The sequence below is a fragment of the Calothrix rhizosoleniae SC01 genome, assembly GCF_900185595.1.
GTDB classification, from domain to species: domain Bacteria; phylum Cyanobacteriota; class Cyanobacteriia; order Cyanobacteriales; family Nostocaceae; genus Calothrix_A; species Calothrix_A rhizosoleniae.
In genome coordinates this window covers 1-14,257 of record NZ_FYBH01000184.1, presented here as the reverse complement: position 1 = coordinate 14,257, position 14,257 = coordinate 1, and the positions used below count along the sequence as shown (strand labels likewise).

At 39.3% G+C, this 14,257-nt stretch carries 12 protein-coding genes and 1 pseudogene; 4 read left to right on the top strand and 9 right to left on the bottom strand.

Annotated features, from left to right (window positions below):
* Positions 1 to 93 precede the first annotated feature (93 nt).
* From CALSC_RS27425 to CALSC_RS11275, 5 genes and pseudogenes are all read right to left on the bottom strand, one after another.
* Complete coding sequence (locus CALSC_RS27425; protein ID WP_235006763.1) at positions 94 to 261, bottom strand: hypothetical protein; 168 nt, start codon at positions 259 to 261, stop codon at positions 94 to 96.
* Between the two features lie 3 nt (positions 262 to 264).
* A pseudogene (locus CALSC_RS27420) lies at positions 265 to 519 on the bottom strand (DUF4231 domain-containing protein).
* A gap of 626 nt (positions 520 to 1,145) precedes the next feature.
* Positions 1,146 to 1,694, bottom strand: coding sequence for a ribosome recycling factor (gene frr / locus CALSC_RS11285; protein WP_088241448.1), 549 nt, complete (start codon positions 1,692 to 1,694; stop codon positions 1,146 to 1,148).
* Positions 1,681 to 2,409: a UMP kinase gene (gene pyrH, locus CALSC_RS11280; RefSeq protein ID WP_088241447.1), complete on the bottom strand. Its 729-nt coding sequence runs from the start codon at positions 2,407 to 2,409 to the stop codon at positions 1,681 to 1,683. The genes frr and pyrH overlap by 14 nt, the downstream gene beginning before the upstream one ends.
* Before the next feature lie 71 nt (positions 2,410 to 2,480).
* Complete coding sequence (locus tag CALSC_RS11275; RefSeq protein ID WP_088241446.1) at positions 2,481 to 3,038, bottom strand: thioredoxin family protein; 558 nt, start codon at positions 3,036 to 3,038, stop codon at positions 2,481 to 2,483.
* Between the two features lie 513 nt (positions 3,039 to 3,551).
* Here CALSC_RS11275 and CALSC_RS11270 point away from each other — a divergent pair.
* Positions 3,552 to 4,484 carry an alpha/beta fold hydrolase gene (locus tag CALSC_RS11270; protein ID WP_088241445.1) on the top strand — a complete coding sequence of 311 codons (933 nt, stop codon included), beginning with the start codon at positions 3,552 to 3,554 and terminating at the stop codon, positions 4,482 to 4,484.
* A gap of 139 nt (positions 4,485 to 4,623) precedes the next feature.
* Here the strand turns inward: CALSC_RS11270 and CALSC_RS11265 are convergent, their stop codons facing one another.
* The gene (locus CALSC_RS11265; protein WP_407641909.1) at positions 4,624 to 6,051 is read right to left on the bottom strand and encodes an LCP family protein; all 1,428 of its coding nucleotides are present in this window, start codon (positions 6,049 to 6,051) and stop codon (positions 4,624 to 4,626) included.
* A gap of 314 nt (positions 6,052 to 6,365) precedes the next feature.
* Positions 6,366 to 6,761 carry a hypothetical protein gene (locus CALSC_RS11260; protein WP_088241444.1) on the bottom strand — a complete coding sequence of 132 codons (396 nt, stop codon included), beginning with the start codon at positions 6,759 to 6,761 and terminating at the stop codon, positions 6,366 to 6,368.
* A 114-nt stretch (positions 6,762 to 6,875) separates the two neighbouring features.
* On the opposite strand from CALSC_RS11260, the gene CALSC_RS11255 reads away from it, so the two are divergent.
* Positions 6,876 to 8,051, top strand: a complete 1,176-nt coding sequence (locus CALSC_RS11255) for an AI-2E family transporter (protein ID WP_088241443.1) — start codon at positions 6,876 to 6,878, stop codon at positions 8,049 to 8,051.
* A 153-nt stretch (positions 8,052 to 8,204) separates the two neighbouring features.
* Here the strand turns inward: CALSC_RS11255 and CALSC_RS11250 are convergent, their stop codons facing one another.
* Both CALSC_RS11250 and CALSC_RS11245 read right to left on the bottom strand, forming a co-directional pair.
* Positions 8,205 to 9,536: a serpin family protein gene (locus tag CALSC_RS11250; protein WP_088241442.1), complete on the bottom strand. Its 1,332-nt coding sequence runs from the start codon at positions 9,534 to 9,536 to the stop codon at positions 8,205 to 8,207.
* Positions 9,537 to 9,747: 211 nt separating this feature from the next.
* A complete protein-coding gene (locus tag CALSC_RS11245; protein WP_088241441.1) occupies positions 9,748 to 11,337 on the bottom strand; it encodes a S8 family serine peptidase in 1,590 nt (529 codons plus the stop codon).
* A gap of 136 nt (positions 11,338 to 11,473) precedes the next feature.
* Here CALSC_RS11245 and rpe point away from each other — a divergent pair, with 136 nt between their 5' ends.
* A complete protein-coding gene (gene rpe, locus CALSC_RS11240) occupies positions 11,474 to 12,175 on the top strand; it encodes a ribulose-phosphate 3-epimerase (RefSeq protein WP_088241440.1) in 702 nt (233 codons plus the stop codon).
* A 497-nt stretch (positions 12,176 to 12,672) separates the two neighbouring features.
* Positions 12,673 to 14,040, top strand: coding sequence for an NAD-dependent succinate-semialdehyde dehydrogenase (locus CALSC_RS11235; protein WP_088241439.1), 1,368 nt, complete (start codon positions 12,673 to 12,675; stop codon positions 14,038 to 14,040).
* Positions 14,041 to 14,257: the final 217 nt, after the last annotated feature.

The window sequence follows — 14,257 nt, the reverse complement described above, 5'->3', positions numbered from 1 at the left end:
CTGGATAAATTATTGATATCCGTAATTATTCAGGTTTACATAATTTAGCGCAAAGCCAACAAGTAGCAAAGTAAATCTTTATTCTTGAATTTTTTATACGTCCGAATTTTTCTCCTGTTCTGACTTTTTATTTTCTTGCGTAACTTTGGTAACATACATTTCTACATCACGCTGAATTATCTCTTCCACAGCTCCTGTAAAATGACTAAAAGCTTCCTCATGGGTTTTATAACTGGCATAGGAACCAGTTATTTCAAACAATTCTCACCCTTGTACTTTCAAAATTTCCGTTGTACGCCGATAATGCCGCCAGCGTTCTCTATAATGAAAAAACTCCTCAACTGCGGAACTAATAGCTACCATTCCTGATGGGATAATAGTAAACCCCTTAAGATATGAATCTAAGGGTTTACCATTAATATTTCAACTTACCAAAGTGGGAACAACCACACCCCCAATAATTGTTGTTAATCGTAATAGGTAATAGCGCTGGCGGGCATGATTAGCTTTTCCTTCCATCCATAAAATCTGCTCTAAAAAATCTGCTCTAACCAACGATATGTTAGATAGTGCTTTTATCTTTCATTAAATTCTAGAGTCTCAAATAAATTAATAAAATTTTGTTTTAATAATTCTGAATAAGATAATTCTGAATAAGAGTCTTTTTCTGCTTCTGCCACAACTCTTTCCTTGGCAGTAAAAATATTCTCCATTATGCCAGCTCAACCTCGCCCATCTTGAAAGTTGCAATTTTGTCGCGCATTTTATATGAAATAATTAAATTTTTGCTACAAATGAAGCATCTAATACCATTTTGGATTTTGGATTTTGGATTGTTAAAGAGTTACTACATAAGCTTTTCAAACTTTCATCTGTCGCAATCATTTTGCAAATTGGTATAAAATGAAATTCTATCCTAGTGTTTGCAACACTATTTTCTGTATATTATATTACCGTCAAATATGTTAGGTGTCAAATGTTCCACCAGGCAGAAAGTTACGAACTCTTTACCGCCAACTAAAAAGCTGCTGTGAAGTCTAACTTCACAGCAGCTAATCTAGTATTTACGGGGAAAATTTTGGTACTTTTGACTAAAGATGAAAAGTATCAAATTAAACCTATCATTTTGCTTGACGGAAATAGGTTTAGACGGTGGCAATATCTTTCTCTTTGTCTGCCAATAATTCGTCTATTTTCTTAATGTACTTATCAGTCAATTTTTGTATGTCGTCTTGTTGGTCTCTGGATTCATCTTTAGATATTTCCGAATTTTTTTCTTGTTTACGAATAGAGTCCACGGCATCGCGGCGAATGTTACGAATTGCGACTTTCCCTTCTTCTGCATACTTAGCAGCAAGTTTTACTAGTTCCTTGCGGCGATCGCTAGTGAGAGGTGGAATATTTAATCGAATCACAGAACCGTCATTACTAGGAGTTAGACCCAAATCTGACAGAGAAATTGCCTTTTCAATCAAGTTCATACTACCTCTGTCATAGGGCTGAATCATGATTGTACTAGCATCTGGCGTATTAATATTTGCCAGAGTTTTTAAAGAGGTAGGTGCGCCATAGTAGTCTACCATTACCTTGTCTAGGAGACTAGTATTAGCGCGACCTGTACGAATTGTGTTAAAAGACCGCTTAGTAGCATCAATGGTCTTTTGCATCGTACTTTCAGCTTCAGATAATTTCACAGGAACCTCCAACAAGGGTGCCGATAGCTTCTCCCATCACTGCACGATGAATATTACCACGGGCAGTTAGGTCAAATACAAGAATGGGAATATTATTTTCTTTACATAAGGCGATGGCAGTACTATCCATCACTCGCAAATCCTTAGCCAAAACGTGGGCATAAGTAAGACTTTGGTAACGTTTTGCCTCAGGATATATCTGGGGGTCAGCATCGTAAATTCCATCTACTTTGGTTGCTTTAAAGATAACTTCCGCATCAATTTCTGCTGCCCGTAATGCTGCGGTAGTATCAGTAGTAAAGAACGGATTTCCCGAACCCGCACCAAAAATTACCACCCGGTTTTTTTCCAGATGACGGATGGCACGACGGCGAATATAAGGCTCTGCCACCTCTTGCATGGCGATCGCAGTTTGAACTCTAGTTTGCACTCCTATCCTTTCTAAGGACTCCTGTAGGGTCATGGCATTCATTACCGTGGCCATCATGCCAATATAGTCAGCGGTTGCCCTATCCATACCCGCCGATGCCGCTTTCATCCCACGAAAAATGTTACCCCCACCAACTACAATTGCTATTTGTGCGCCACTAGCAACTACTTCTGCTACTTCCTCGGCTATTTCTTTGACCACTTCTGGATCAATTCCATAACCCATATTTCCCATTAAAGCTTCACCACTTATTTTTAGTAAAACCCGTCGGTAATGTGTTCCCATGAAGTTCAACTCGATCAGAAAATTTGCAATTACCTCCAATTAAACATAGCAGTGAGGGCGACAATCTGTCTCTAGTTCCTCCAGATTAAAGGGGTACCTATAGGTTCAGTTTCTGGGATAGCAATTTCTTCTCCCGCTAACAAAGAAGTAACTGCATCCCTTAGATAACTATTTTTCACCAATTTATAGTCCTTAGGACTATCATCAATCAAACCCTTATAGCGAAGAATACCATTTTTGTCTACAAGGAAAGCTGTCGGCGTTTTGCTGGCACCAAAACTGTGTGTTACATCTTGGGTTGAGTCCCACAAGTAGGGAAAATTTAATTTATGAGTTAGGGCAAATTTTCTCATATTATCAAAGCTTTCCATGAGTTTAGCCTCAACATCATTGTTACCATTTACTCCCATCAAAGTAAAACCCAATGCAGCAAATTCTGTTTGCAGATGCTTAAATCTATCCAGATAAAATTTCACATAAGGACAATTGTTGCCCATGGAAATAACAGCAACTACCTGATACTTATTCAGATACCGACCCAAGTGGTGTACTTGTTGGTCAATTCCTGGTAGCTCAAAATCTGGTGCATAGCTCCCTATAGAGGTATTAATCGTATCTAATATATTCATTTTATTTGGCTCAAAGGAACTAAGAAATATTAAATATATTCATCTTATTTTCAGGGTAATTCCCAATCAAAGCTCAATCCTTATTAGGTGCCTTACTGGATATATTTTTTGTTTGATTCCAATGCAAAAAGATTCCCAATGCCTCCATTAGGGTGTAACAATTAACAAAAAAATGTATTAAACTGAGTTAAAAAACACTATATGATTCACAATTTTATATACCTATTCTAGTGTCGTAAATTGGGAAATTACTGAACTTAGAGTTGACCAAAGAAAAAAAGTATCCCCAAATTTTTTGGTGTAGGCTTCAGGGGGTGACAAGAAGTATCACTTCTCTATTCTCCCCACACTCCTCACATCCAATTTCTCCTAACGAGTGGGTAAGTTCTATGATTTTCATACCCAATGTAGGAATTGTGTATACATGTACATATTTTTAACCCCCTAAGTTAAGTAGAATGTAAATCCTACCGAAGGCAGCCTTTAATTAATCAAGCATTTTGAATTTTTTTTATGGATTCTCTAACTTCTACTAATTTACTAAACTCCACAAAAACTTGGACTTGGAAAAACTTGCGTATTTGTTATCAAACCCAAGGAAAAAATGGACCACCTGTACTTATGGTGCATGGCTTTGGTGCCTCTTGGGGACATTGGCGCAAGAATATCCCAGCCCTAGCTGAAAACTGCCGGGTTTATGCCATTGACTTAGTTGGTTTTGGTGGTTCAGATAAACCCCATACCCATGAGGATATTAATTACACATTTGACACCTGGGGGCAACAGATCGTTGATTTTTGCCGGGAAGTGATTCAAGAACCTGCTTTTTTAGTCGGAAATTCCATTGGTTGTATTGCAGCAATGCAAGCAGCAGTTAACAATACTGACATTGCTTTGGGTGTAGCATTAATTAATTGTTCGTTACGACTATTACATGATCGCAAACGGAAAGATTTATCTTTGCCTCGTCGTCTTGGTACACCACTATTACAAAAACTTCTGGCAATTAAACCCCTTGGTAAATTCTTTTTTGATCAAATTGCCAATCCCCAAACGGTAAAGAAAATTTTATGTCAAGCTTATGTCAATCGTGAAGCGGTGACAGAAGAGCTAATAGAGATACTTATCAAGCCTGCAAAGGATACTGGGGCAGCAGATGTGTTTATTGCCTTTACAGCTTATTCTAGTGGTCCCTTAGCAGAAGATTTGTTGCCTCAGTTGAAGTGTCCAGCAATTATTTTATGGGGATGTGCCGATCCTTGGGAGCCAATCCAGTTGGGTAGAGAATTAGCTAATTTTCCCCAAGTACAAAAATTTATTCCCTTAGATGGAGTTGGACATTGTCCTCAAGATGAAGTTCCAGAGGTGGTTAATCCAATTTTACAGGATTGGATCTGGGAGCAATCACGCTCAATCAGAACACTCAAATCTAATCCAATTTGCTAATTTTATGGATGGGATGATTAATTCTGTTGATATTGAAAATCGACGAAAGATTAAAAGATTAAAGGGGAAAAGTACAAACTACTTTTACGATCAAACGTTAATCTGTATCAAGCCCCTACAATTATATAATTTATCTAACTTAAGGTACTTGAGATTGAACTGGATTGCTCAACATTTCTCTTTGTTCTAAATAATCCTGACCCACTTGTACGCTGATATCAGAATTAAGATTGCCAGTACTTTCTACCCTAACTTCTCCTAATCCCAGGATAGTACGAACAGATTCTGCACTATCACCATCTCCTTGTTGGGCAACAATGCGAGTTACCTTTAAGGGCAATCCCAGGCTTTTAGCAATGTAGACATTGCCATAACCGGCTCTGCGAAGCATTCTGATTAAGGGTCGGAAGCTGATTTCATCACTACCAGTATAATCTTGGATGGCAACTCGCAATCTTCCCGGTTGTACAATTTCTGCTAAACCTTCAGATTCTATATCAAAATACTGGCTCATCATTGCCGGAATTTTTTTATGCTTAGGCAACCAGTAACTAGCTTTGTATTCTTTTGGCTTACTAAAACGACCAGGAACCATTAACATCTGCATATTAGAGCGATTGGTTCGCACTCCAAATCCCACCAGTGCTAATAACTCTTCTAAAGTTAAATTGGTATCAATATTTTCTTGAACTACATTGAGAATTTGGGGTAACTGGGCTAAAGTTCCAGGATTTAGACTTTGCTCCATTAAGGCTCGCATCACCATCTGCTGTCGTTGAATCCGACCAATGTCTCCGAGATTATCTCTACGAAAGCGTAATAATTGTAACGCTTGATCGCCATTGAGGTGTTGCTTACCTGCTTTTAAATTAATATATAAATGTTGGGAATCATCCTGATACTTCATATCTTTGGGTACATTAACTGTCACCCCTCCCAAGGCATCAATTAATTTGCCAACCCCCAGAACATTAATACGGATGTAGCGATCAATCCCTACACCACTCAAAAGATTACTGACAGTTTTGGCTGTTAAAGCCGGACCACCTTCACGGTTAGCAGCATTAATTTTTTTCATCCCATACCCCTCAAGTAAAACACGGGTATCTCTGGGGATAGAAAGCATGACTAGCTTTTTCTTTTCCGGGTCAAAACGAATTAAAAGCATGACATCCGCCAGACCCTCGAAGGAATTAAGCTGGGGTAAATACCCTAATTTTTTGATTTCTTGCCGTGATTGATTCACATCTGGGGGTAGAACGCTCATCCCCATCACCAAAATATTCACAGGGCGGGTTAATTCGGAAAAACGTAGCCCTTCCCCAGAAATACGATTTTTGTCAAATACTGCAGCTTCATCGGCGCTGAGACTTGCCCGCATTAATGGCTTGCTGGTTAAAGAAACTGCTAGCAATGCCCCTGCTGCGGCTGACACTAGGGCAATACCAGTCATACCCATCCAGAACCATATCCAGCGATTTGGTTGAGATTTAGAATTACGCCTATCTTGTGGCAAAGACACTTTTACTGTATCGGTATTGGTTACTGAGGTTCTATTAGTCGTCACTGTTTTCCTCACACTCACTCATAATATTTAAATAGATCTGTCATCAAGCAGCAGATAAATCAAGTTATCATAGCTAAATTTTATTTAAGCAGTCTTGATAGCTCTACTGTAGTGTCAATCAAAACACTTGTAGTATTATTTATCTTGAATTTGTGTTACAGCTATGGAAAATTCTTGATTCTCCTTTCAGAAAGGCTATACGATCAAAAGTATGGCAACATTAAACCAGATTTGACTAGATTTATTATTAGATAATCGGCATTTTGGCAAAAATTTAAGTATAAATACTGTAATTGATGCCTGATATCTAGATATTAAGACAAATACTTATTCCACAATCCTTCTGCAAAATGACTAAATCCGGGTAAAGATTTTGGTTTACCCTTAAATGCACGAATTATTAACCAAATACTGACAAGGAAATAACCAGAAGTCAGAAAGCTGTTGAGGAGTAGTAAACGCAGGGTAAATAATTCCGAAGTAGTTGTCGCCCCAGTAGATAACAGCAAATTCCCCAAAAGCCAGGTCAGTGCCAAAGTAATAGACAAGCGACTAGTTGTCAATTGTTCCCGAGTCCCCTGACGGCGATAGAGTGTCCACAAGGATGGGAAAAAGCCAATTACTGGAATTAGGTATACCAATAAATGGGTCGCGGGGGTTGGTGATTCATGATTTATGGAAGATTTATGCATCAATTTAAAATTTTTCATATGTCTTAGTTGAACTTTTCGTCCTACAGTAGGAGGATGAAGACTTTAATTTTATTTAGAGATAATCAGCTGTAAGCAGAATCTCATTGATTTCTATCCCGTATTTGGATAAAAATGCAGACAGGTAAGCTCATTGAGTGGTGGCAAGCTCTCACTCCAATAGCCAAAATCGGCGCGGTTGCATTATTTGCTCCGTTATTAGTACTTAATGGCTGGGCAGTTTCGGTAATTTTTGATTATTTCCACTCCCTGATTGTTATTTTAGTCGGAGCATCAGTGTTGGCGTTTTTACTCAACTACCCCGTCAGCTTGATGGAAGGTCGAGGTGCAAAACGCGAGCAGGTGGCTATTCTCGTATTTTTACTGGCATTATCAATTTTGCTAGCTTTAGGGGTTACCCTGTTTCCCCTGGCTTTGACTCAGGCTCAACAATTAGTAGCCCGTTTACCAGAGCTGATTGACTCTGGACGATCGCAATTACTAATGTTGAATGAGAAGGGGGAAATTTTTGGTTTGCCAATTAATCTTGATGTTCTAGTTGGACAAATCAACGATCGCGTCAAAAATCAATTACAAGCGATCGCTGGACAAGTTTTAAATTTGGCTGTGGTCACTTTTACTAGCCTATTAGACTTCCTACTTACTATGGTACTAACTTTCTATCTCTTGCAACATGGAGATGAGCTTTGGCAAAGTTTAGTGCAGTGGTTACCCAGTAAATTCCGCGAACCTTTTTCTGAGACAGTTCGCCTGAGTTTTCAGAATTTCTTTATCAGCCAACTGATTTTAGCTGTTTGCATGGCATCAGCTCTGATTTCTATATTTTTGTGGCTCAAGGTACCATTTGGACTGCTGTTTGGCTTAACTATTGGGATTATGGCGCTGGTGCCATTTGGTGGTTCTGTGGGTATTGCCCTGATCACATCCTTAGTCGCTCTGCAAGATTTCTGGATGGGTATGCGGGTATTGACAGCGGCGGTGATTATTCAGCAAATTTTGGAAAACTTAATTGCACCCCGCATTCTCGGTAGTTTCACTGGTTTAAATCCAGTTTGGGTGTTGATTTCTGTACTTACAGGAGCTAGAATCGGCGGTCTTTTGGGAGTAATTGTCGCTGTTCCCACTGCTGTTGTAATTAAGACTGCTTTAATTGCTGTGCGTCTTCCTTATCCCAATAATCATGAAGCTGATGGGATAAATTGTGAAGAAAACATAGCTGCACTGACTGAGGAACAAGAATCAAAGACTAAGGAATCACGGAGTTCGGTGAATGTTTCTGAAGCTACTTAGAGGAGAGATAGAGGGATAGAGAGATGGAGGGATGGAGGGATAGAGTGAGAATATTAATCCAAAATATAGCAATGGACATATTGGTTAGGACAATATTGTTTTAACCAAAAACCATCAACTATCAACCATCAACTAACAACTATTATAAAATTGCTAGGGGTCTACAATTGAACCCATAAATAGGATAGTTCCGGTTTGCTGATCCCTAATGACACAGAAGAACGGGCGATCAACAATCATTTTGAATGGCTTAGGCTTTTGTCTTACGGATGTTGCTACTACCCCAACAGAGGTAGCTGCTGCTGCTTCGGTACCTTCTTCATTCACTTCTGCAAAGGTTTTATGGGTAACACCACTCAGAGCGAGCTGTTTTCCAATGCCGGAAAAATCTGCTTTGTTGCTAAATGCCTCCCCCATACCCAAGGCTGTTAAAGCTTTTCTGAGTTTGACTTTGTAATCAATTTTAAACTTAGGTAGGCGAATAGAACCCTCTCTGCTACGGAATTTAGACATCCAAAGATTCCAGTTTTCTACATTTAGCTCTTGATAAAAAGTCTGCAAATTAGAATTTGCCTTAGGTAAGAAAATATGAAAACCAATATTCCTGTCTTTACCATAAGGTAAATTCACCGCTTGCCAATTTTCCGTTTCGTAGTATGAATAGTCACCGCTTTGGGACATCATAGGGACTTGCTTCTGTCTACCAGATAATAATTTAAACGGATATGGGGTAGTCTGTTTGGGGTCAAATTTTTTTGTCCACTGACCTTTGAAATATATGGCATTAATGAGAAATAAAATCTGGTTTGGTGGTACTTTTGTAACTATTTGTTTAATTTTACCGTCCGTATTATTACTGACCCAATTATTAATACTTTTTGCTGCTCCAGGGTTACTAAAGTCTAAATTAGTCACCTGTGCTTGGTAAAACTTTTGATTTTTTGCCAGGAATTCTGGATTCAGGCTAATATTCTGATTTGCCCAGAGAGAATTCGCAATAGTTAACTTCACTTGTGGGTCAAGATTTTCTAGAAGTGTTTTTAATGCCAAATTCGAGTCATTGATGTCTGGTAGTGCTAGCCCCTCTAACTCTAAACCTTTAGCCATTACCTGTTTTGTAGTACCACTAGCACCGTTGTAGGTCATAGCTAGAGCGATCGCTACACTAGAAGGGGAGATAAAAATGTTTTTCTGGAAATCATTTTGCAATACATTAGAAAATAGTTTTAATCCAAACTTTGTATTTGCAGCAACGACTTTGTTATCAGAATTGAGTTTTTTTTTTGCTATGGGGTATTCAGAGGTATTTACACGCGATCGCTCCAGATTCTTTGTATTATCCTTGGCATTACCATTAACCTGAGAGCATCCCAATACACTCATTAGCATTACCCCAGCAGCAGCTAACACATACCGCCTCCCCAAACGCACACCATAACGCCTTTGCAAAAAAATCTCTCTCGCATCACTTAATTTTTGCTTCATGTTGCAACCTGAATTGTCACAGTCTGTATACTGACTATGCCATCTCCAGAGCCTTCGTCCCTTACGGTTACAGTTTTCGCAACAACTTCTCAATTTTGGATTTTGGATTTTGGATTTTAGATTTTAGATTACTCTATACAAAAGTCCCCTCCATCAATCCATCCCTCCATCCCTCCATCCCTCCATCACTCCCCACACTCCCCACACTTCTTCACTCCTTCCCCCTTCCCCACCAAGCCAAAGCATAGGATTGAGTTGGTTCATTAATCTGTTGTTGAAAATGAACGCGAATCTTATATTTACCAGTGGTGGGAACAGGACAAAAAATGTGTTCTACACTATCAATAAAGCTGACAGAGGAGCAAACAACACCATCTTGATCATTTTTGGCATCAGCTTGAATGAGGTAAAGGTCAAGGTTATTTAATCCACGATTGCGAAATATTTCTCCAGCATCATATTGACCATTTTTATTTTTGTCTCTTAATTCCACCAATCGATCCCAAACCAAAGTAATGGACACAAAACTCTGTTTTTGTAAAGGTTTATTTAAGAAATATTCTGTAACATTCCCAGCAGTAACTTGGTGATAATCCCAACCCATTACTGGTACAGGTTGGGATGAGCGCCATTGCCGAGCACTAAACTGTTTATAGGCTCGAAATGCATTTAAATGTCCCGTTCCCATTTGGTCGTTGAGAGGAACTTTGGGGTTTTTGTAGGCATCAGAATCCAGCCAATTTTTATTTTGTTTGTCAATTAAGGTTCTGGTCATTCCTAGCCTTAAACCATCGCCACTGTCTTTGATTTTTTCCGTAGAATTGAGTAATACTGCTTTCATCACTTCATGACGGCGAGCCGCAATAGTCCAACCAGGTTGTTTTTTCCTTAATTGGCGATCGCTAAATTCTTGTAATAATGCTATGGTGCCCGTAACTTGAGGAGTAGCAAAACTGGTTCCTGTGACCTTTCCCCTCCTTCCATTAGCTTTAATTACGGGAATATTATTACCGGGAGCCACGATCCCAATTCCATTTCGTCCCCCTAAATTAAATTCCTTACCAACTAATCTGCGACCAAAACCTTCACTAATCATCGCCAGGTTGGACACGTCAAGTTTTTGAAACATACCTCCCCGGAGGGAAGAAAAAGCCACGTTCACCCCATTGTAATTATCTGTGGGAATAGAAATACCACCCTTACCTTGATTCCCAGCGATCGCATACACAACATTATGTACCCGAGTAGACCAATCAATACATTGAGTTAGTAAAGCATTACCATCTAACAAGGGATCTGGTCGCGGATCTCGATTTAATGGCTCTCCGAAACTAAAGTTAATCGCCCGCACATCCCCACCATTCTGTAAAGCTATATGTTGGGCAGATAAACATTCCCGATCCTGGGCTGAGGTTTTACTAGAACCCACAGCAGAGGAATACAACTTAGCATGAGGAGCAACTCCGGGAAAAGCTTTATGCCGGCTCACCATAATCCCTGCCACATTGTAAGCATGATTATCTACACCACTATTAGATTTAGCCGGTTGATTACGACGAAAAACTCCCGCCAGGGAAATTAATCGATTCTTAGATACCGCCTTATCCCATCCAAACATCCCCGGACGACCTATTTCCACTTGACCAATAGCAATTTTGCGACCTGTGAGATTATATGGAAATTTATGTAACTTCAAAGCATTAATACCACTACCATTGAGGGGAGTTTCTCCAGCGATTACAGGTAAACTACAAAAAGAAATACCCAATCCCCAAATTAGTAAAGATAGTTTTTTGGACATATAGTTCATATTTATTAGTTCTTTGTACTTCATCTTATTTATTTAAATATCAATAAACTGGATTAAATAAATTAATATATTGCTCAATATTTTGTTACGATACTTACAGACGAGAACGCATCAAAACCCACTAGCCATGACCAAAACCAATAAATCCACTGTAATTGCTCCCTCCATCCTCTCAGCAGATTTTAGCCGTCTAGGAGAAGAAATTAGTGCTGTAGATGCAGCTGGAGCCGATTGGATTCACGTCGATGTAATGGACGGTCGATTTGTCCCTAATATTACGATAGGTCCTCTGGTTGTGGAGGCAATTCGTCCAATTACCAAAAAACCTCTGGATGTTCACTTAATGATTGTGGAACCAGAGAAATATGTGGAAGGTTTTGCTAAAGCTGGAGCAGATATTATTTCCGTACACTGCGAGCATAATGCATCTCCCCACTTACATCGTACTCTTTGCCAAATCCGAGAATTAGGTAAACAAGCAGGGGTAGTACTCAATCCTTCCACACCTTTGGAATTGATTGATTACGTTTTAGAGGTGTGTGATCTAATTTTAATTATGAGTGTCAATCCAGGTTTTGGTGGTCAAAGTTTTATTCCCACAGTAGTGCCCAAAATCCGCAAACTCCGTCAAATGTGTGATGAACGTGGTTTAGATCCTTGGATTGAGGTAGATGGGGGATTAAAAGCAAATAATACTTGGCAGGTTTTGGAAGCTGGAGCAAATGCAATTGTTGCTGGTTCAGCAGTATTTAAGGCTCCTGATTATGCCGAAGCTATTAGTAATATTCGTAATAGTAAGCGTCCTGCACCAGAATTAGCTCAGGTTTAACTCGCTACGCGAGAAGTAAGAAGGAAGAGGTAAATTGTAAATTCCAAAACACTTATGGCTTCCCCTTCCTCCTATTTCCTAGTTTAATTTATTCTCTTGAGATTAATAATTGTTGAAATATCTTATGGTGTGTGAGCATTAATGCCATGCATCATTATTTTTTATATAGCACTACGCAGTTAGGACACGGACAATCAATTTCATCCTTGATGGTGAAATTTTTTCATTTCTAGGAGAAGCCGCGCTTGGGGCATCTACGGGACTGCCTCCTTTATGCCGGAAAACCCTTCCACCGCAATAACTCACTTATTACTTATTATTTATTACTTATTACTTATTACTTGATCGTAGGGCTATAAGTTGAGAAATTTTAACATTAATCGACCAAAACAATTGGAAAAGACTAGAATTTGGGTAGTAGCATCCATAATTTGAAATTTCAGCACCTTGGATGCTAAACCACAATATTTTTATAGGATTTTATAGGAGGTTAGATTATGGCTATCTCCACAATTAACCCTGCGACAGGGGAATTATTGAAAACTTTTGAGCCACTCAAAGATACAGAAATTGCCACAAAATTAAATTTGGCACAACAGGCTTTTGATAACTATCGTTATACTAGTTTGCAGGAGCGTTCGCAATTATTGCAATCTTGTGCTGATATTTTAGAGCAGGATGCAGAAAAATTTGCCAAGTTGATGACCCTAGAAATGGGCAAAACTTACAAAAGTGCGATCGCAGAAGCAAAAAAATGTGCCTTAGTTTGTCGCTATTATGCTGAAAATGGGGCCGAATTTCTAGCTGATGTACCGGCAAAAACTGATGCTAGTCAAAGTTTTGTCCGCTACCAACCATTGGGGATAATTTTGGCGGTAATGCCCTGGAATTTTCCTTTCTGGCAAGTATTCCGCTTTGCTGCACCTGCACTCATGGCAGGCAATGTGGCTTTACTCAAACACGCTTCTAATGTGCCCCAGTGTGCCTTGGCAATTGAAAGTATTTTTCAACAAGCAGGTTTGCCTCAGGGAGTATTTCAAACCCTATTAATTGGTGCCAATCAAGTAGCAGACTTAATGGCAGATGAACGAGTAAAAGCAGCTACATTGACAGGTAGCGAACCAGCCGGTGCATCTTTAGCTATGGCATCAGGAACACAAATTAAGAAAACAGTTTTGGAATTAGGTGGTAGCGATCCGTTTATTGTCCTAGAAAGCGCTGACTTAGAAGCCGCAGCTGTGACTGGAACTACAGCAAGGATGTTGAATAACGGTCAATCTTGTATTGCAGCCAAACGCTTTATAGTAGTAGATGCGATCGCAGATAAGTTTGAAAAACTACTATTAGAAAAATTTCAGGCTCTCAAGGTAGGCAATCCCATGCTACCAGAAACCGATATCGGTCCCTTAGCAACTGCAAAAATACTTCAAGATTTAGACCAACAGGTGCAAAAAAGCGTTCATATGGGGGCAAAAGTGGTTTTAGGTGGAAACCCCATAGCTAATAGTCATGGTAATTACTATCCACCAACCCTAATTACTGACATCCCTCAAGCACATCCCATCGCCAAAGAGGAATTTTTCGGTCCTGTAGCCATGTTGTTCCGGGTTCCAGATATTGATGCAGCAATTAAGCTGGCTAATGATACTCCTTTTGGTTTAGGTGGTAGTGGTTGGACAACCGATACTCAAGAACAGCAGCGTTTAATTAATGAAATTGAAGCCGGTGCAGTCTTTATTAATGGTATGGTGAAGTCCGATCCACGTATGCCTTTTGGTGGTATTAAACGTTCTGGATATGGTCGAGAATTAAGCATTCAAGGCATACATGAATTTGTCAATATTAAAACTGTGTGGGTGAAGTGAATCAGTTAACAGAAAATTGATTTTGATTTAAGAGTTTTCCCAATAAAAAAATATCCCCACATTGCTTATGGTGCAGGCATATTGCCTATCTTTTTTGTGGACTTTTCTCAGTAGAAGTAACCATCAAGTAGACAATACTTGCCTGACATAATAAAAAATATCCAATAACTTGGTAGGGGCAAGGCATCCATAACCTCTCAATATATTCTCAATATAT

What these genes read in the sequence shown, in the direction of transcription:
- pyrH (WP_088241447.1), bottom strand. Translation starts at nt 2,409, where the DNA reads ATGGGAACACATTACCGACGGGTTTTACTAAAAATAAGTGGTGAAGCT.
- CALSC_RS11275 (WP_088241446.1), bottom strand. Translation starts at nt 3,038, where the DNA reads ATGAATATATTAGATACGATTAATACCTCTATAGGGAGCTATGCACCA.
- CALSC_RS11270 (WP_088241445.1), top strand. Translation starts at nt 3,552, where the DNA reads ATGGATTCTCTAACTTCTACTAATTTACTAAACTCCACAAAAACTTGG.
- CALSC_RS11260 (WP_088241444.1), bottom strand. Translation starts at nt 6,761, where the DNA reads ATGAAAAATTTTAAATTGATGCATAAATCTTCCATAAATCATGAATCA.
- CALSC_RS11255 (WP_088241443.1), top strand. Translation starts at nt 6,876, where the DNA reads ATGCAGACAGGTAAGCTCATTGAGTGGTGGCAAGCTCTCACTCCAATA.
- CALSC_RS11250 (WP_088241442.1), bottom strand. Translation starts at nt 9,536, where the DNA reads ATGAAGCAAAAATTAAGTGATGCGAGAGAGATTTTTTTGCAAAGGCGT.
- CALSC_RS11245 (WP_088241441.1), bottom strand. Translation starts at nt 11,337, where the DNA reads ATGTCCAAAAAACTATCTTTACTAATTTGGGGATTGGGTATTTCTTTT.
- rpe (WP_088241440.1), top strand. Translation starts at nt 11,474, where the DNA reads ATGACCAAAACCAATAAATCCACTGTAATTGCTCCCTCCATCCTCTCA.
- CALSC_RS11235 (WP_088241439.1), top strand. Translation starts at nt 12,673, where the DNA reads ATGGCTATCTCCACAATTAACCCTGCGACAGGGGAATTATTGAAAACT.